This window comes from Planotetraspora silvatica, from assembly GCF_016863315.1.
Taxonomy (GTDB): domain Bacteria; phylum Actinomycetota; class Actinomycetes; order Streptosporangiales; family Streptosporangiaceae; genus Planotetraspora; species Planotetraspora silvatica.
In genome coordinates, this window is record NZ_BOOQ01000028.1 from 62,681 (window position 1) to 80,425 (window position 17,745).

12 protein-coding genes are annotated in these 17,745 nt (G+C 70.6%); 4 read left to right on the forward strand and 8 right to left on the reverse strand.

From position 1 onward, the window contains the following. Positions 1–57 precede the first annotated feature (57 nt). Positions 58–939, forward strand: a complete 882-nt coding sequence (locus tag Psi02_RS21805; protein ID WP_203976963.1) for a hypothetical protein — start codon at positions 58–60, stop codon at positions 937–939. 108 nt (positions 940–1,047) lie between these two features. On the opposite strand, the gene Psi02_RS21810 is transcribed toward Psi02_RS21805, so the two are convergent. From Psi02_RS21810 to Psi02_RS21835, 6 genes are all read right to left on the reverse strand, one after another. Continuing rightward, on the reverse strand, positions 1,048–3,834 hold the full coding sequence (locus Psi02_RS21810) for a discoidin domain-containing protein (RefSeq protein WP_203976965.1): 2,787 nt from the start codon (positions 3,832–3,834) through the stop codon (positions 1,048–1,050). A gap of 12 nt (positions 3,835–3,846) precedes the next feature. Continuing rightward, positions 3,847–4,587 carry a DUF7158 domain-containing protein gene (locus Psi02_RS21815; RefSeq protein ID WP_203976967.1) on the reverse strand — a complete coding sequence of 247 codons (741 nt, stop codon included), beginning with the start codon at positions 4,585–4,587 and terminating at the stop codon, positions 3,847–3,849. Next, positions 4,584–8,864 (reverse strand): glycoside hydrolase family 38 N-terminal domain-containing protein, encoded by a 4,281-nt coding sequence (locus Psi02_RS21820; protein ID WP_203976969.1) that lies wholly within the window; start codon positions 8,862–8,864, stop codon positions 4,584–4,586. The genes Psi02_RS21815 and Psi02_RS21820 overlap by 4 nt, the downstream gene beginning before the upstream one ends. A gap of 61 nt (positions 8,865–8,925) precedes the next feature. Next, positions 8,926–9,756, reverse strand: a complete 831-nt coding sequence (locus Psi02_RS21825) for a carbohydrate ABC transporter permease (protein WP_203976971.1) — start codon at positions 9,754–9,756, stop codon at positions 8,926–8,928. After that, a complete protein-coding gene (locus Psi02_RS21830; protein WP_203976973.1) occupies positions 9,756–10,748 on the reverse strand; it encodes a carbohydrate ABC transporter permease in 993 nt (330 codons plus the stop codon). Before Psi02_RS21830 ends, Psi02_RS21825 begins: the two co-directional genes overlap by 1 nt. A 17-nt stretch (positions 10,749–10,765) precedes the next feature. Further along, positions 10,766–12,010: an ABC transporter substrate-binding protein gene (locus Psi02_RS21835; RefSeq protein ID WP_203976975.1), complete on the reverse strand. Its 1,245-nt coding sequence runs from the start codon at positions 12,008–12,010 to the stop codon at positions 10,766–10,768. A gap of 263 nt (positions 12,011–12,273) precedes the next feature. On the opposite strand from Psi02_RS21835, the gene Psi02_RS21840 reads away from it, so the two are divergent. Further along, positions 12,274–13,251, forward strand: coding sequence for a LacI family DNA-binding transcriptional regulator (locus Psi02_RS21840; RefSeq protein WP_203976977.1), 978 nt, complete (start codon positions 12,274–12,276; stop codon positions 13,249–13,251). Between the two features lie 6 nt (positions 13,252–13,257). Here the strand turns inward: Psi02_RS21840 and fabI are convergent, their stop codons facing one another. Next, positions 13,258–14,022 carry an enoyl-ACP reductase FabI gene (gene fabI / locus Psi02_RS21845; protein WP_203976978.1) on the reverse strand — a complete coding sequence of 255 codons (765 nt, stop codon included), beginning with the start codon at positions 14,020–14,022 and terminating at the stop codon, positions 13,258–13,260. 59 nt (positions 14,023–14,081) lie between these two features. Beyond that, a complete protein-coding gene (locus Psi02_RS21850) occupies positions 14,082–14,786 on the reverse strand; it encodes a beta-ketoacyl-ACP reductase (protein ID WP_203976980.1) in 705 nt (234 codons plus the stop codon). 77 nt (positions 14,787–14,863) lie between these two features. Between Psi02_RS21850 and Psi02_RS21855 the strand changes: the two genes are divergently transcribed. Both Psi02_RS21855 and Psi02_RS21860 read left to right on the forward strand, forming a co-directional pair. Beyond that, positions 14,864–16,357, forward strand: coding sequence for a TldD/PmbA family protein (locus tag Psi02_RS21855; RefSeq protein WP_203976982.1), 1,494 nt, complete (start codon positions 14,864–14,866; stop codon positions 16,355–16,357). After that, a complete protein-coding gene (locus Psi02_RS21860) occupies positions 16,357–17,724 on the forward strand; it encodes a metallopeptidase TldD-related protein (protein WP_203976984.1) in 1,368 nt (455 codons plus the stop codon). Before Psi02_RS21855 ends, Psi02_RS21860 begins: the two co-directional genes overlap by 1 nt. Positions 17,725–17,745: the final 21 nt, after the last annotated feature.

Consider the following 17,745-nt stretch of genomic DNA (forward strand, 5'->3'; position numbering starts at 1 on the left):
GCCTCCGCGATCTCTGCCGGGGCATTGGCGTTCGCTCTCGCTGGCGCAATTCCCTTGGTGGCGGCCCAACCGGCGCAGGCGATGGACTGCACGGGAGGCGGCCTGGTCTCCTCGGTGACGGGCGGCCTGTGCTCGATCCTCGGCGGGGTGGGCGACACGGTCGACGGGGTGACGGACGTGGTCGACGGGGTGACGGGCGGTGTGACGTCACCGGTGACCGGAGGCCTCGACGACGTGGTCAGCGGCGTGACGGACGGGGTCGGCGGCACCGTCAACGGCGTCGGAGGTGCGGTGGACGACACCGTGGAATCCGCCGTCGACGTGGTGGGCAGCACGGTCGACAAGGTCACGGACCCGCTGACCGGGGGCTCCGGCGGCTCAGGTGGTTCCGGCGGCTCAGGCGGCTCAGGCGGTTCCGGATCCGGTGGTTCCGGCGGCGGAACGGGGCCGACTCCGGTCCCGTGCATCACGTTGCTCGGCCTCGGCGGCGACTGCGATGGGCAGGCGGTGCCGCCTCCGGCGAAGCCGCCCAAGAAGCCGAAGCCGGCGCCCGAACCACCGGCGAGAACGCCCGCGGGAACGCTCCCAGCCGAGCCGGCCCGCACGGTCGAGTTGCCCCGGTACACCCCGGCGGGCGGCAAGGACGTGGTGCCGGCGCCGGACCCGCGTGTGAACCTCGACGAGGACGGCGCCATCCCCCTGCTCTGGCCCGGCCGGGACATCCCCGGGCTGACCGGCAGGCTGAAGTCCGATCCGGTGCGTCCGTCGCAGCCGTACGACGCGGCGGGGACCGCGTTGACGGCGGCGCTGCTCCTGTCGGCGGTACTGGCCACGCGCGTGGTGTCGGCGCGGCGCGCCCGGATGGAGCAGCGCGAGTCGATCCCGCTCGAGGGAGGGGTCCGCGGCGCGCGGACTGCCGGTCGTCATCGTCTCGCCTGAGCGCCACTCGGCGGCACGGCGGCGAGACTCCGGGTGAGGGCCCGGCCGAGGAGGCATCACCTTCCTCGGCCGGGGGTCCGGTGTCCGGCCTTCGCGGAAACCTGTGGGTCAGGCCGCCGTGACGGTGTAGGTCGTTCCCGACTGGGTCGGGAAGTTGATCTGGTCGTTGCTCATGGTGACGGCGACCGTGGATCCGTCGGCCCTGGCGACCCTGACCGCGCGTCCCGGCCAGGGGTTCTGGAGACGTACGGCCTTGCCGGCGAGGCTGGTGATGTCGACGTAGCTCACCTGTCCCGCGCTGCGCGCGCTCGAGACGAGCATGCCGCCCTTGTCACGGAGCTTGACGAAGGAGGCGTTCTTCGCCGACGGCCAGACGGGGAAGACCCGCGTGACTCCGCCGTCGGTCTGCAGCAGCATGTCGTCGATCGCCTCGATCGCCCCGGTCTTCTCCAGCCCGTGGAAGGGGTCGCTGATGCGCAGGTTGGCGGCCATCTTGCCGTTGATCTGGGCCTTCAGCTTGTCGATGAGGCTCTGGGCGGGGTAGCCGACGCGGGCGGCCTGGGTGAACACCTTGGGGAAGCTGTTGTCCTGGCCCCAGGAGTTCATGACGTCGAGCGTGGCGATGGCGGTCTGCCTGTCGGCGGCGGGCCCGTTGATGCCGAGCACCTCACCCGGGTGGATGAACTCCAGGTTGACGGTGTTGTCGCCCGGATGGATGTCGCGGGTGTCGCCGCCGGTGATCGTGCCGGGGTCGGCGAGCGCGTAGACCGTCTGGCCGTTGTAGGTGGTCTTCGGCGTGGCCGGGAGCTTGGACAGGATGTTCTGCCAGGTCGCGCGGGGGCCGGAGTCGACGTTGAGTTCGACGCTGGCGTTGATCACCGAGGTCAGCAGGTGCTTGAGCAGCCCGATGTCGGGGCTGGAGTTCCTGCCCCAGGTGCCCTCGTGCGGCCCCGACCACAGGACGTAGCGCTGGGCGGCGGCGTCGAACTCCAGATAGTTCTGGAAGAACGCGGCCACCTCCTTCATGAAGGGGTAGGCCGTGTTCTGCAGGAACGTCCGGTCCTGGGTGTAGTCGTAGTACGAGATGTACTGCGTCGCGGTGAACAGCGAGTTCACCACCTGCTGGTGGTAGTTGTCGTCGGCGGTGGAGCCCGTCGTCGAGCTGAACGGCGCGATTCCGACCGGGAAGAGCACACCGCTCGGCACTCCCCCGCTGGGGAATCGCCTGCTGATGTAGTCGGGCTTGACGCGGGTGAGGTCCTGCTGCGCCCGGCGCCGCGCCTCCGGGAGGTAGGCCGTCACCAGGTCGAAGTACGGCAGCGCCAGCTCGGGCCGGTTGCTGGAGTAGGTGCCGTAGAAGTTGGCCATCCAGTTGTAGTTGAGATGCATGTCCCCGCTGAACTGGGGGAAGTCGCTGGTCGCCCAGATGCCGTACAGTCCTGGCGCGGTCTTGCCCGGCCGGCTGGCCGAGCCGAGCAGGTAGAGGGAGCCGTAGTAGAAGCGCTCCAGTGTGTCGTCGTCGAGGTCGACGTAGGACTTGAGCCAGTACTGCTTCCACCAGTCGACGTGCCCGTTGTAGAGGCCGTCGAGCGACCCTGAGCTCTGGGCGTCGGCCAGCGAGCGCGCGGCGGGGGCGGGGTCGGCCGGGTTGGGGCCGCCGCCGGCCACGCCGGTCACGATGTTCACGGTCTGACCCGCGGGCAGGTCGAAGGTGAAGGTGCCGGCCGCGCCGCTCGCCGTCGGCGCGCCCACGAGGCCGCCTCCGACGACGCGGGTGGCGAGGGACGCCCGGGAGACCCACTTCGACCCGGCCGCCGTCTGGCGGGTGGCCCAGACGGTGTTGCCCGAGACGCCCGAGGTGCTCGTGAAGCCGGAACGCGCGTCGGGCGAGCCGGTCGAGGTCTGGACCTTCAGCCGAACGGCCGACGAGCCGAGCGACCTGACGCGGGTGACGACGAGGTTGTCGTTCGCGCCGGTCCAGGTCGTCATCGAGACGGGCGTGCCGCCGATCGTCATCGACGTCTCGACGTCGCCCTTGAGGATGTTCTGCTCCTCGGTGAACGGTCCCGAGGGCGTCGTGGGACCGCTTCCCGCGTACAGCTCGAACTGGCCGATGCGGCCGCGCGGGTTGTTGATCGAGTCCGCCGTGGTCCCCTGGGTCGGCTCGGTGATGTTCAGGCGCACGTAGCGCACGGTCTGTGAGGCGAAGGTCCGGTCGGTGACGTTCGCGGTGTTGTTGGTGACGGTGTCGACGGTGGACCAGGCCGAGTTGTCGGTGCTGACCTGGAGGGTCCAGTTCTTGGTGTTGTTGGCCGTCTCCGCCGGGCGGGCCGCGGCGTCGTGCCGCAGGACGTACCGGTTGAAGGTCTTGGCCGTGCCGAGGTCGAGCGTGAGGGTCTGCGGCTTGCCGATGTCGGACACCCAGCCCTCGTAGCCGGACGCCCACCCGCCGTTGACCGCCCTGGCCGGAGGGAAGGACGGGTGGGAGCTCGACGCGGTCGCCGTCGCGCCGAGCGCGAGGTTGCCGGAGCCGCCGCCCGTGCCGGACGCCGGGGTGATCGTCACCGCGCCGAGCGCGACGAAGGACGGGCTCGGGTTGCCGGTCCAGAAATCGCCCTTGGAGATGTAGAAGGTCTTGTAGCCGTCGCCGCCTGCGGACGTGACGCCGACGTCGCCGTTGCCGAGCAGCGCGGTGTCGGGCATGGAGCGGCTGACCGCGTTGGTGTAGGCCTGGCTGGTCCAGCGGCCTTTGATCGCGCCGACGAGTTGCTGGACCTGGGTCCACTGCTGGTCGGGGGTGGGGGTCGCCGCCCCGGCCGGTTCCGCTGTCAGGAAGGTGGTGGTGAGGGCGGCGGTGAGAGTTGCGGCTAAGACTGCTCTTCGCGGTCTTCTCATGCGGGGGGCCTCTCAGTGGCGGTGGGTGTGGTCCGGGTGGCCGATATCCCCGGGATGTTCGAAACCGGGCATGAGGAGCGCCCGGGCACAGGTGACGTCGGCCCACAGGGCGAAGTGCCGCCGCCGCCGCGCGGCGAGCAACGACGCCCTGATGGCCGGGGCCACTTTTTCGAAGCTGATCTCACGGCCCTGGAGCGGGCCGACGGTGAACACGTGACCGTCGAACGGGCCCACGCGGGAGCCCTCGGGAGCGGTGAAGACCGCATGGCCGGCCGGTTCGGGCAGTTCGCCCGGCGACACGGCGTACCACCGGCCGCCGTTGACCGGCCGGCCGTCCCGCCAGTGGGTGACCAGCCGGGCGGCCCTGGTCCGGTACCTGTCCTGGTTGGCGGTGTAGTAGCGGAGCACGTCCGCCTCGGGGACCGTGACGTCCGCCGTCATGTCGCGGTAGAGCGCCTGCGCGAGCGGGTCCTCCGCCAGGACGGCCGCGGTGACGCTGCCGAGTTCGAGTCTGGCGACGGCGTCCAGCGGCAGGGGCGGCTCCTCCGCGGCCACGACCCCGCGCCGGGCGGCCTCGTCCGCCACCACCCTTTCGGCGACCATGACCTGCGTCACCCAGCGGCGCAGTTGGCGCCCCTCCGTCGTGCCGTCGGCAGGCAGCAGGTCGCCGCGCCGTCCTTCGCGCAGCCGCAGCACGCGGCGCTCGACCTCCTCGACGGTGATGGGCGTGCCCGCCACGACCGCGGCGATCATCCGTCGCTCCTGACCCGCAACGGCACGGCGGGCGAGTACGACACCCGGCCGAACCACATGCACTTCACCAGGACCCACCACGTGCCGGGACGCGTCCCCAGCGGCACGCCGACCTCGATCTCGAGCTCCCCGGTCGCCCCCGCGGGCACGGAGACCGGGTGGACGGCCGGTCCGACGAGGTCCCACGTCCCCCAGGGGCTGATCACCTGGGCCTCTCCCCGGATGTCGAAGCCGGCCAGGTTGCGCAGCCGCACGGTCCACGCGCCCTGCCGTCCCGGCGCGAGCTCCAAGCCCTCCTCCGGCACCTCGACCGCGAGGAGTCCGGCGTCGCCCCCTCGCGCGGGACGGCCGTGCCCGTCGACGAAGACGACGTCCTCATGCGTCTGGCCTCCGTGAGCGAGCCGGACCGCGACAGGCCACGGCCCGGATCCCGCGTCCGGCGGCGGGGTGAGGGTGACGTCGAACTCCGTCCAGCCGCCCGGGGCCAGCCGTACGGGCCGGTCCCGGGGGGAGGCGTCCCAGCCGTCGGGGACCACGACGCACACCTCGCCCTCGGCTGCCGCGTCGGTCAGGTCGCTGGAGAGCGTCACACGCAGCCGCGCGGCGCCGTCGGCCGGGAGATCGTCGGCGGCGGCGCGGACGTGGACGCTCATGGGCTGGTACCCGAGCGGCGCCGACCCTCGGTTGTGCAGCCAGAATCGGGAGAAGACGGGCTGGGCGGGCTCGGCCGCCAGGCCCAGGGGCTCCACGGGTCCGTCCGCCGCCGTGTGCTCGGCGGGCTCGGCGCAATCGCCGGACCGGGTGCGCAGCACGTAGGTCGCGACCTGGCTGGGGCCGATGTCGGCGTGGAGGACGCCGTCGCGGGTCTTGGCCTCGCCGGTCTCGACCTCCAGGACGTCGGCGAGCGCGGCCTCCGCGAACGGCACGTGCGAGCCGAGGGTGAACGACGCGTCGCGCCCGTGGGGTTCGTACAGGCGGGCGGTGAGGCCTTCGCGTGGATCGGCCGGCCGTGCCCTGCCGTGCGCGGTCGGGTTCCCCGTGGCCTTGAACGCCGCCAGGACGGCTCCGCCCCGCGGCTCGACGTTCAGCAGCGCGGCCGAGGACGGCAGGCGCCCGTCGTGGGGTTCCTCGACGACGGCGCGCAGCGGATGGTTGAAGTCGTGTGCCCGGGCCACGATGCCCGCGTCCCGCCAGTCTCCCGCGCCGGACGCGACGGCGTAGTCGAAGGTGTGGCTCCAGTGCTGGAGCTGGAAGCCGCTCCCGTCCGGGGCGGTCCGCCTCGGGGGGTCGATCCACACGCCGGAGGGCCACCCGGTGCACGACCGCATGAGCGACAGGTGCAGGCGCCCCCGCGTGTCGACGGCGAAGCCGGGAACGCCCCGGTTGAGCACGGCGACGGTCCGGTGGTCGAGATCCTCCTCGCCGCACAGCTCGGACGGCTGCGTCACCTCGATCACGCTGTCGGCGAGGTCGGCGACCAGGTCCGCGACGGCCTCCCTGACGTCGCCCGCCGACGCGACCACCAGGACCGGCAGGTCGCCGGGCTCCCGCAGGTCGGCCTCGGGGTGGAAGGTCTCGCCGGCCGTCCTGGCGGCGGGGATCCAGAGCAGCGCCCGGCCGCCGGCCGCCAGGGCACGCTCCAGTTCCCGGGCGTAACGGGGGTCCGCGGCCGCCAGGACGGCGGCGGTGAACTCGTTGTCCGCGGGTCCGCCCACCACGATCCGGGCGTCCGGGAGGTTGGAGTCGAACGACAGCAGGCCGTACCTGTTGCCCTCCGCGTGCGTGCAGGTCGCGGTCACCCCCGACTGGGCGAGCCGGACGGCGAGGTCGCGCCCAAGGTCTGCGGCGTCGCTCTCGCGCGGCACCACGATCTCGGCGACCCCGATGGCGTGCGACCTGACCGGACCGCCGTCGCCGGGACGCAGCACGACCCTGGCCATGGAGCTCAGGCCGAACCACTGGTAGGCGGGGTTGTCGAGCGTCCAGGGGTGCAGGGCGGCGTCGACGTCGGGATGCGCGAACGAGCGCCCGACGACCGCGTGGCCGACTTCGGAGACCGGTCGCGCGCCCTCCACGAGGGACGGCCAACGCAGCCGTACCAGCTTGTCCTCGCCGTCGAAGCCGTCGAGGTGGGTGCTGCAGTCGACCCGGTCGACCCCGCGCCACAAGGTGATCACCTGGGTGTAGCCGAGCGTGCCGATCGAGCCCGTGACCGTGACGCGCTCGCCCAGAGCCGAGCGCTCGGCCACGACGGAGCGGGCCGGCGCGGACGCCGAGCCGGCCGACACCCCCGTGGGCACCAGGTGCCAGGGCCCTTCGCGGAAGACGGGATGCTCGGTGTACTCGTCGTACACGACGATCTCGTTGCCGACCTCGCCGGGCGTGATGAGCTCGTGGCCGGTCGCCAGGTCGACCAGGCTCCGTACGGCTCCGCCGCGCCCGGGGTCGACCGCCAGCCGATGGTGCTCGTTGGCGATCACAGGCTCGGCGAGCGGTCGCCAGGCCACGGCGTCTCCGGAAGCCGCGCCCGCGAGGTGATAAGTGCGGTATCCCACCGAGGGCACGTCCGCGAGGAACACCAGCTCGGCTCCCGTGGCGTCCGCGTGCTCGACGACGACGGGTACGGCGGCGCCGTCCTCGTCGGTCAGGCCGTGGAACGGGCCGGGGACGGTGACACGGACGACGTCGGTGCGCGGCCAGGCCATGGCGTTGAACACGACGACGGAGCGGTCGCCCGTCCCGGAGCTGGTGTCGACGCGCGCGGCGAGATGACGCAACGCGGCGTCGTGCACCTGCCTGGCCAGGTCGAACGCCTCCCGCCAGCCGGCCAGCAGGTCGAGGTAGACCTGGTCGGACTCGGTTCCGGTGATCGCGTCGTGGTGCGCGCCGTACACGAGCTGCCGCCAGGCCTTGTCCAGCGCGGCCTCGGGATATGCCGCGTCACCCGTCAGGCAGGCCAGCGCGGCGAACTTCTCCGCGTCGAGCAGCTCGTTCTCCGCGGCGCGCTGGGCCTGCTTGGTGTCGATGTAGGAGACGTCCTTGCCGGTGTAGACCGGGTTCATGTCCCGTGTCTGCGGCGACAGCCGGGTGCCGGTGGCCGCGAGCTCGGCGGAGACGGCTCCGAAGAAGTCGCGGGGCAGCGCGCACACGACGCGCGGCCACGTGTAGCGGGAGTTCCAGTCGCGGTGGATCTCGGTCAGCCACTTGTTGGGCGGGCTGTAGTCGGTGCCGACGGGGATCAGCACGTTCCGCGTCGCCGCCACCTTCTTCATCCGCAGGAACAGCCCGTACACCGACTCCTCGGCGTCGGCGAGCGTCTGCGCCGAGTCCATCGACCAGCCGGCGCTGTAGTGGGCGGCCATGAAGTTGGTGAGCAGCCCGCGCCCGCTCGGCGAGATCCACTCGAACTCGCTGCGGAACTGCATCCCGGACGGGTCGCCGTGCGGGGTGTCGTAGGTGCCCATCTCCAGCGAGGGCCCCCACTGGTGGAAGGGGCCGCGCGCCCACGCGCTGGAGGTCAGGCCGGCGTCGGCCATCAGACCGGGGAACTGCGGGTCGTGCCCGAACGCGTCGAGCTGCCAGGCGGTGGCCGGTTCGCCGCCCAGGATGTCGCGCTGGAACCCGACGCCGTAGACCGCGTTGCGGATCGTGGTCTCCGCGCCGGTGAGGTTGGTGTTCGGCTCGTTGTAGGTGCCGCCCATGATCTCCAGGCGGCCCTCGGTGACCAGCCTGCGCAGGATCTCGCGGTTCTCCGGGAAGGCGTCCCAGTAGGGCTTGAGGTAGTCGACCTCCGCGAGCACGAAGCGGTAGTCGGCGTCGCGCCTGGCCAGTTCCAGGTGCGCGTCGATGAGCTGGAAGGCGGTGAACTGGAAGCTCATCCGCACGTCCTGGGCGTCCGGCAGCGCGTCCCACTCGCTGGCGTATCCGGCCTGGGTGTTCCACCAGACCGGGTCGTAGTGGAAGTGGGAGACCAGGAAGACCGTCCAGCCGGGCTCCGCGACGGTGAGCGTGCCCGACGCCGACGCCGTGCCGTCCCCGCCCGACGCCTCCACCGTGATCTCCACGACGCTTCCCGGGGCCGCGACGGTTATCACGGGGATCTCGTGCGTCCCCGTGCCCGGCACGCCGGAGAGCGTGCCGGCCGCGCCGCCGGAGACGGTCACGTCGATGGTCTCGGTGGGCGACATCGCCGAGGTCCGCACGCGCAGGACCTGGCGGGGGGCGTCGTCGGGACCGACGAAGAGCTCGGTGGACTCGACGGCGTCGATCGTCAGCATGAAAAGCCTTTGCTCGAGTGGAGACGAGGGGGAAGGGGAACGGCGGCGGGGAGAGCGGCTGCTATCCCTTGACCGCGCCTCCGGTCAGGCCCTTCACGAAGTTCTTCTGCAGGGCGAGGTAGAAGACGAGGATCGGCAGCGTGGCGAGGAACATGAAGGCGAACACCGCGCCGAAGTCCGACTGGTGCTGGCCGATCGCTCGGTAGACGCCGACGGTCACGGTGGTGCCGCTGTCGGGCCCGAGGAGGATGAGCGGGGTCAGGAAGTCGTTCCAGATCCACACGCCGAGGAAGATCAGCACGCTTGCCGAGGCCGGCCGCAGGAGCGGGAAGACCACCTGCCAGAACACGCGCAGCTTGCTCGCGCCGTCGAGTTCCGCGGCCTCCTCCAGTTCCAGCGGGACGGACCTGACGAACCCCATGAACAGCAGGACGCCGAACGGCACGTAGTAGCCGACGTTGACCAGGACGAGGCCCTGCAGGGAGGTCATCAGGCCCAGGGTCTTCAGCACGCCGGTGATCGGCTCGAGGATCACCGGCACCGGGATCATCAGCCCGCACAGCAGCGTCACCATCGCGACCTTGGCGAGCACGCGCTTCGACCTGGCGAGGTAGTGGCCGAGCATGGCCGACAGCACCGTCAGGATGGTGATCGACAGCGCGGTCACCGCGATGCTGTTGATCAGGCCGAACGTGAAGAGGTTGTCGGGTCTCGACAGGACCGCGGAGATGTTGTCCAGCGTCGGCGGCAGGGGCAGGCCGGCCGGGTGCGGCACGATGTCGGCCCCCGGCTTGAACACGTTGACGACCACGAGGTAGAGCGGCAGGAAGAACACCGCCCCGACGAACACCGCCACCAGGGGCCGCAGCCACGAATGCGTACGGTCGTCCATCACTGCGTCACCTCGCGTCGCTGCAGCAGCCTCAAGACGATCACCGAGACGGTCGCGACCAGCACGAGCATCACCGCCGCCATCGCCGAGGAGTAGCCGATGTGGTTGCCGTTGAAGGCGGTCTGCACGACCTGGAAGGCCATGGTGCTGGTCGTGCCGGTGCCGGGCCCGCCGTTGGTGATCACCTGGATCTGGTCGTACGCCTTGAACCCCGTGATCAGGAGCATCACCGTGTTGATCGTCAGAGCCGGGGCCAGCATGGGCCACGTGACGTTGCGGAAACGCGCCAGCCGCCCGGCTCCGTCGATCGACGCGGCCTCCTGCAGTTCGCGCGGGACGCCCTGGAGCCCGGCCAGGTAGACCACGACGCAGAAGCCGAGCATCTGCCAGGTGATGATCCACGCGATCGAGTAGAGGGCGAGGTCGGGATCGGACAGCCATCCGGGGGGATGGTCGACGCCGAGGCCGCGCAGCAGGGAGTTCAGCAGGCCGTCGTCGGTGAGCACCGCCTGCCAGATGACGCTGATCACGACCGCGCTGAGCACCACGGGTGTGAAGAAGATGCCGCGCAGCGCGACGTAGAGCTTGGTCGGCCGGTCGAGCAGCATCGCGATGAGCAGGCCGCCGACGTTGGCGAACACCGTGACGATCACCGCGATGATCACCGTGTTGACCAGGGCCTGGCGGAACTCCTGGTCGCCCAGCAGGTCACCGTAGTTGCGCAGCCCCACCCATTTGGTCGGCGGGTTGAAGGGATTGCGGTTGGTGAAGCTGTAGTAGCCCGTCATGCCGATCGGGATCAGGACGAACACCACGTACGCCACAAGCCCCGGCAGGGCGAACAGGCCGAACCGGCCGAGCTTGGGCCAGATGCGGGCGGAGGCGCGCCGCCGGATGGCGGCGCCCCTCTGCCGGGAACCGCCGTGTGAGGGTGATTGACGGGGCGCGGCGGGGTCGACCTCGCCGCGCGTGCCGTGCTGAATTTCTGTCATGAGAAGCGAGCCTGGTCCTACTGGGTCGCCTTGGCCCACTGGTCGTCAAGGTAGGACGCGAAATCCCCGGCCGACTTCTTGCCGGTGATCAGGTCCTGGACGCCCAGGGCGGACTTGTCGGCGAGGCCGGGGGGCAACGATCCGTCACCGGTCTCCTGCGAGAAGGCGTTGACGATGGAGTTGTCCTTCATGCCCTGCTGGTAGATGGCGACGGTCGCCTGGTAGACGGGGCCCATGTCCGTCGGCGGGGTGTATCCCTTGATCGCCGGGATGGAGCCGTCGAGCTTGACGAACGCGTCGTTGTTCTCCTTGTCCTCGTCGAACGCGAGCGCCCACTTCTTGGCGAGGTCCACGTTCGGGGCCGAGGCGCTGACCGAGGTGCCGCCGCCGGTGAAGGTGGGGGTGACCGGGGTGCCGTCGTCGGACGGCCAGGGGAAGGCGCCGATCTCGAAGCCCGGCTTGTTGTTGTCGGCCGAGGTCGCGAACCAGGAACCCATCGGGTACATGGCGCCCTTGCCGTCGCGGAAGGCCTGCTCGGTGTCGGCGTAGGAGCGGCTCAGGCCCGCCGGGTCGATGTAGCCCTGCTTGGCCAGGTCGGCGACCTTCTGCGCGGCCTTGGTGAAGTCGGCGTCGGCGAACTTGACCTTGCCGTCCTTGCGCTGCGTCAGGAAGTCGGGCGTCTTGGCGTAGACGTCGGTGGCGACGGTCCCGGTCAGCGGATACATGTCCGCCCAGGTGTCCGCGCCGCCGCCGCCCACGACGAACGGGGTGATGTTCTTCGCCTTGAGCTTCGCGCTGACGTCCAGAAGGTCCTTGTAGGTCTTCGGCGTCTCGGTGATGCCGGCCTTCGCGAAGGCGTCCTTGTTGTAGTAGACCACCGGGATGACCTGCGTGTTGTACGGCAACTGGTAGATCTTGCCGTCGACCGCGCCCGCCTTGGGGGCGATGAAGTTCGTCAGCTCGTCGTCGGTGAAGGCGGCGAGCTTGCCGGCCTCGGCGAAGCCCGCCGGGTTGACCGACTGCAGGATGTCGGGGAGGTGGCCTGACGCGTCCAGCTGCTTGGCGTAGCCGGTGCGGTCGACGTTGGGCGTCACGAGCTTCTTGATGGTCACGCCCGGAACCTTGGCCGAGGCGCGCGCGATGGCCGCGTCCCAGAAGGCCGCGTTCAGGTTGGGCGTCTCGAAGACCAGGAAGGACAGCTCGACCTTCCCACCGGACGCCGGCGTCGCCGCCGGCTTCTCACCGACTCCGCATCCGGCCACAGCAAGCGTTGTGACCAGGCAAAATACTATCGATCTGCGCACAGCACAGACCTCCCTTGCCAGTTAGGGGCTCCCCGAAGCCAAGCTGAGATAACGTTATCTCGAAAGGTAGAGTGTTACTCAGAGGTTTCAAAGAGCGAGGCTTGCAACAAGTTGGTCACGACAGTCGTAATCCTTCCGGAATGGCCGATAGTGGCGATCATGCAGATGATGAGCTCATGGGGGGAAAGGTGAGCGGCGGACGCCGCAGCCGGAGACCGACCATGGTGGACGTCGCCCGGGAGGCCGGTGTGGCGCTGCGGACGGTCTCACGCGTCGTCAACCAGGATCCCACCGTGGGCCCCGATCTCGTTCAACGGGTCCGGGCGGCCATCGCCGACCTCGGGTATCGGCCCGACGAGCGGGCCCGTCATCTGCGCCTGGGCGTCACCGGAACACTCGGCGCGGCCGTACGGCAGCTCTCCCACGTCAACCCGGTCCTGCGCGCCGTCGAGCGTGCGGCCAGGGCCGCCGACCTGATGGTGCTGGCGGCCTCGACGGAGGACGACGAGAGCCTCGAGCGGCATGTGGTCGAGTCCATGTGCCGCCGCCGGTTCGACGGCATCGTGCTCGAACCCATCGGCGACGACCACCGCTATCTCGTGCCCGAGCTGGCGGCCGGCCTGTCACTGGTCGCCGTCGACCGTCCCGTGCTCGGTCTCGACGTCGACTGCGTGCTGTCCGACAACAGGTCCGGCATCGAGAAGGCCTACCGCCATCTCGTACGGCACGGCCACGACCGCATCGCGTACATCGGAGACGACGAGCGGATCTACACGGCCCGCGAGCGGGCGATGGCCTTCCGGGGGTGCGTCGCCGCGCACGGCGGCCCGCTCGGCACGATGCTGCACACGGGCGAGGTGGAGAGCGGGCGCATCCGCGAGGCCGTCCGCGCGGCGCTCAGCGGCTCCGCGCCCGCGACGGCGATCGTCACGGGCAACGCGCAGCTCAGCGTGGAAGTGCTCCGTCACCTCGGTGCGGACGCGGTGGACGTGGCACTGATCGGCTTCGACGACTCCGAGCTCGCCACCCTGCTGCGGCCGGACCTGACCGTGGTCGCCCAGGACACCGACGCGATCGGCAGCACGGCGATCGACATGCTCCGTGCCCGCATCGCCGACCCGGCGACCGAGGTGCGGACGGTCACCGTGCCGGTGGAGCTGATCACGCGAGGCTCGGGTGAGATCCCGCCGGCGCCCTGACGCCGGTCAGGCGCCCATCGCGTGCACGCCGCCGTCGACGTGGACGATCTCGCCGGTGGTGGCGGGGAACCAGTCGGACAGCAGCGCGAGGCACGCCTTGGCGGCCGGCGCGGTGTCGGCGAGGTCCCAGCCGAGCGGGGCCTTGGCGGGCCAGCTCTCCTCGAACTCCTGGAAGCCGGGGATGCTCTTGGCGGCCATCGTGCGCAGCGGCCCGGCGGCGACGAGGTTGACCCTGATGCCGTGCTTGCCGAGGTCGCGTGCCAGATAGCGCGAGGCGGACTCCAGGCCGGCCTTGGCCACGCCCATCCAGTCGTAGACCGGCCAGGCCTTGGTCGCGTCGAAGTCGAGCCCGACGACCGCGCCGCCGTCCTTCATCAGCGGCAGGCACGCGACGGCGAGCGACTTGAACGAGAACGTCGAGACGTGCAGGGCCGTCGAGACGTCCTCCCACGAGGTGTTGAGGAAGTTCCCGCCGAGGCAGGTCTGCGGGGCGAAGCCGATGGAGTGCACGACTCCGTCGAGCCCGTCGAGGTGCGCGCCGACGCGGTCGGCCAGGGTGTCCAGGTGCTCGGTGTTCTGGACGTCCAGCTCGATCACCGGGGGCGGCTCGGGGAGGCGCTTGGCGATGCGCTCGACGAGGCTGAGGCGGCCGAAGCCCGTCAGCACGACCTGGGCGCCCTCCTCCTGGGCCAGCTTCGCCACGTTGAAGGCGATGGAGGAGTCGGTGAGGACGCCGGTGACCAGCAGTCTCTTACCATCCAGCAAACCCATTGTTCAGCTCCAGTCTCTCGTCGTTCCGGCGGGCGCGCGGCGGGGGCCGTGCGTACCGCTCAGTGGCCCATGCCCAGGCCGCCGTCCACCGGGATGACGGCTCCCGTGATGTACGACGCGTCCTCACTGGCCAGGAATCGCACCACGCGGGCGACCTCCTCGGCCTTCGCCTGCCGCCCGAGCGGGATGCTCTTGCGGATCGCCTCCTGCTGGGCGTCCTCGAGCACGGCGGTCATGTCGGTCTCCACGAACCCCGGCGCCACGACGTTCACCGTAATGCCACGGGAGCCCAGTTCGCGGGCGAGCGACCGGCCGAACCCGACCAGGCCGGCCTTGGAGGCCGCGTAGTTGGTCTGACCGGCGGAGCCGAGCAGACCGACCACCGAGGAGATCAGGATGATCCGCCCGCGCCGCAGCCGGAGCATGGGGCGGACGGCGCGCTTGGCGACGCGGTAGGCGCCGGTGAGGTTCGCGTCGATGACGTCGGTGAAGGTCTCCTCCTTCATCATCGGCAGGAGCGTGTCCTTGGTGATGCCCGCGTTCGAGACGACGACCTCCACCGGGCCGTGCTCGGCCTCGGCCTTCTCGAAGGCGGCGTCGACGTCGGCGGAGCTGGTCACGTCGCAGCGGACGCCGAAGAGCCCCTCCGGCGGTTCTCCGGAGCGGTAGGTGACGGCCACCGCGTCTCCGGCGGCGGCGAGCTCCCGCGCGATCGCGAGGCCGATTCCACGATTTCCACCGGTGACGAGTACAGAGCGAGCCATGCGACCGACGCTATCGGCTACCGAGGGGTAATCCCCTTGTCCGCTAGGCACAAGATCACAGGGTTAGGATCGTGGACATGCGCCAGATCGATCCCGATTTTCTCGCCCTGCCGCTTCGGCGTCTGGCGGACGCGGCCCTCCAGCGCGCCCGTGACCTGGGAGTCGAGCACGCGGCCTTCCGACTGGAACGGGTCCGCGCCGAGACTCTGCGCCTTTTCGACGCCAACCTCGAGGGCTCCATCGACGCCGACGACCTCGGCTTCGCCGTACGAGTGATCAAGGACGGGACCTGGGGGTTCGCGTCGGGCATCGAGCTGACCCCCGAGGCCGCCGCGCGCGCCGCCGAGGAGGCCGTCCGGGTGGCCGCCGTGAGCGCGCCGATCAACAGGGAGCCTGTCGAGCTGTCTCCCGAACCGGCCTACTCCGACGTCACCTGGGTGTCGGCCTACGACGTCGACCCCTTCGACGTGCCGCTCCGCGACAAGGTCGCCCTGCTGAGCGAGTGGTCCTCGGGCATGCTGGGCGCGGTCGACCACGTGTCGGCCTCGCTCATGCAGGTCAAGGAGCAGAAGTTCTACGCCGACACCGCGGGCACCGTGACCACGCAGCAGCGCGTCCGGGTCCACCCGGCGCTGACCGCGATGAAGACCGACGGCGACCGATTCGACGACATGCGGACGCTCGCGCCTCCGGTCGGCCGGGGGTATGAGTACCTCACGGGCACCGGCTGGGACTTCCCCGCGGAGCTGGCGGAGCTGCCCGACCTGCTGGCCGAGAAGCTCAAGGCGCCGTCGGTCGACGCGGGCGCCTACGACCTGGTCGTCCACCCCTCGAACCTGTGGCTGACGATCCACGAGTCCATCGGGCACGCGACCGAGCTCGACCGGGCCCTCGGCTACGAGGCGGCCTACGCCGGGACCTCGTTCGCCACCTTCGACAAGCTGGGCAGCCTGCACTACGGCTCACCGGTCATGAACATCACCGGTGACCGTACGCAGGAGCACGGCCTGGCCACCGTCGGATGGGACGACGAGGGCGTCGCGGGCCAGTCGTTCGACATCGTCAAGGACGGCACGCTCGTTGGCTACCAGCTCGACCGCCGCATGGCGCTGATGAAGGGCTTCGGCCGTTCCAACGGGTGCGCGTTCGCCGACTCCCCCGGCCACGTCCCGATCCAGCGGATGGCGAACGTGTCGCTGCGGCCGGCCGAGGACGGGCCGACCACCGACGAGCTCATCTCGCGGGTCGAGCGCGGCATCTACGTCCTGGGCGACAAGAGCTGGTCGATCGACATGCAGCGGTACAACTTCCAGTTCACCGGACAGCGGTTCTACAAGATCGAGAACGGGCGGCTGGCCGGGCAGCTCCGCGACGTCGCCTACCAGGCGACGACGACGGACTTCTGGCGGTCGATGGAGGCCGTGGGCGGCCCGGGCACCTACGTGCTCGGCGGCGCCTTCAACTGCGGCAAGGGCCAGCCGGGGCAGGTGGCGCCGGTCAGCCACGGCGCGCCGTCGGCCCTGTTCCGCGGGGTGCGGATCCTCAACACCGTCCAGGAAGGTGGAAAGTGATGACGCCACAGGAGACGGTCGAGCGGGCGCTCGCGCTGAGCGAGGCCGACGACTGCATCGTGATCGTGGACGAGGGGTCCACCGCCAACCTGCGCTTCGCGGGCAACACCCTGACGACCAACGGGGTCGCCCGGTCGTCGCAGCTGACCGTCATCTCCGTCGCCGGGCAGGGTGTGGGCGTCGTGTCCCGCGCCGCAGTACGGCCGGACCAGCTCGCCGACGTGGTCGCCGCGGCGGACGCCGCGGCCAGGGACGCGCGGCCGTCGGACGACGCGCGCCCGCTGGTCGAGGGCACCGCCCTGGACGGCTGGGACCGCGAGGTCGAGCCGACGTCCATCGAGGTCTTCCGCGACTTCGCACCGGCGCTCGGCGAGTCGTTCGCCGCCGCGGAGGCGTCCGGCCGGAGGCTGTACGGCTTCGCCGAGCACATCCTGACGTCCACGTTCGTGGGCTCGTCGAACGGCCTGCGGCTGCGGCACGACCAGCCGACGGGACGGCTGGAGCTCAACGCCAAGTCCCCGGACATGTCGAGGTCGGCGTGGACGGGAGTGGCCACGCGCGACTTCACCGACGTCGACGTGGCGGCGCTCGACGCGACCCTGGCGCAGCGGCTCGAATGGTCCAAGCGGCGCGTCGACCTCGAGGCCGGACGCTACGAGACGATCCTGCCGCCCACGGCGGTCGCCGACCTGATGATCTATCTGTACTGGACGGCGGGCGCGCGCGACGCGGCCGACGGCCGGACGGTCTTCTCCAAGACCGGCGGCGGCACCCGCGTCGGCGAGCGGCTGTCGCCGCTGCCGGTGCGGCTGTACAGCGACCCGGCGTATCCGGGCATCGAGTGCTCGCCGTTCCAGATCGCGCACGCCTCCAGCCGCGAGCAGTCGGTCTTCGACAACGGCATGCGACTGGGCGCGACGGACTGGATCGCGGACGGCACGCTGCGGAACCTGCTCCAGACCCGGCACTCGGCCGAGCTGACCGGCCTGGCCGCCACCCCGCAGATCGACAACCTGATCATGACGGGCCCCGACGGCGGCCGCTCGCTGGAGGAGATGATCGCCTCCACCGAGCGCGGACTGCTGCTCACCTGCCTGTGGTACATCCGAGAGGTCGACCCCCAGACGCTGCTGCTGACCGGCCTGACCAGGGACGGCGTCTACCTGGTGGAGAACGGGGAGGTCGTCGGCGAGGTCAACAACTTCCGGTTCAACGAGTCGCCGGTCGACCTGCTCGGACGCGTGACCGAGGTGGGTGCGAGCGCGCAGACCCTGCCCCGCGAGTGGAACGACTACTTCACCCGCACGGTGATGCCGGCGGTGCGTGTGCCGGACTTCAACATGTCGACGGTGAGCCAGGCGAACTGACGGCGCGGCGCGGCCGCGACG

What these genes read in the sequence shown, in the direction of transcription:
- Psi02_RS21860 (WP_203976984.1), top strand. Translation starts at nt 16,357, where the DNA reads ATGACGCCACAGGAGACGGTCGAGCGGGCGCTCGCGCTGAGCGAGGCC.
- Psi02_RS21850 (WP_203976980.1), bottom strand. Translation starts at nt 14,786, where the DNA reads ATGGCTCGCTCTGTACTCGTCACCGGTGGAAATCGTGGAATCGGCCTC.
- fabI (WP_203976978.1), bottom strand. Translation starts at nt 14,022, where the DNA reads ATGGGTTTGCTGGATGGTAAGAGACTGCTGGTCACCGGCGTCCTCACC.
- Psi02_RS21810 (WP_203976965.1), bottom strand. Translation starts at nt 3,834, where the DNA reads ATGAGAAGACCGCGAAGAGCAGTCTTAGCCGCAACTCTCACCGCCGCC.
- Psi02_RS21855 (WP_203976982.1), top strand. Translation starts at nt 14,864, where the DNA reads ATGCGCCAGATCGATCCCGATTTTCTCGCCCTGCCGCTTCGGCGTCTG.
- Psi02_RS21825 (WP_203976971.1), bottom strand. Translation starts at nt 9,756, where the DNA reads ATGGACGACCGTACGCATTCGTGGCTGCGGCCCCTGGTGGCGGTGTTC.
- Psi02_RS21820 (WP_203976969.1), bottom strand. Translation starts at nt 8,864, where the DNA reads ATGCTGACGATCGACGCCGTCGAGTCCACCGAGCTCTTCGTCGGTCCC.
- Psi02_RS21830 (WP_203976973.1), bottom strand. Translation starts at nt 10,748, where the DNA reads ATGACAGAAATTCAGCACGGCACGCGCGGCGAGGTCGACCCCGCCGCG.
- Psi02_RS21840 (WP_203976977.1), top strand. Translation starts at nt 12,274, where the DNA reads ATGGTGGACGTCGCCCGGGAGGCCGGTGTGGCGCTGCGGACGGTCTCA.
- Psi02_RS21815 (WP_203976967.1), bottom strand. Translation starts at nt 4,587, where the DNA reads ATGATCGCCGCGGTCGTGGCGGGCACGCCCATCACCGTCGAGGAGGTC.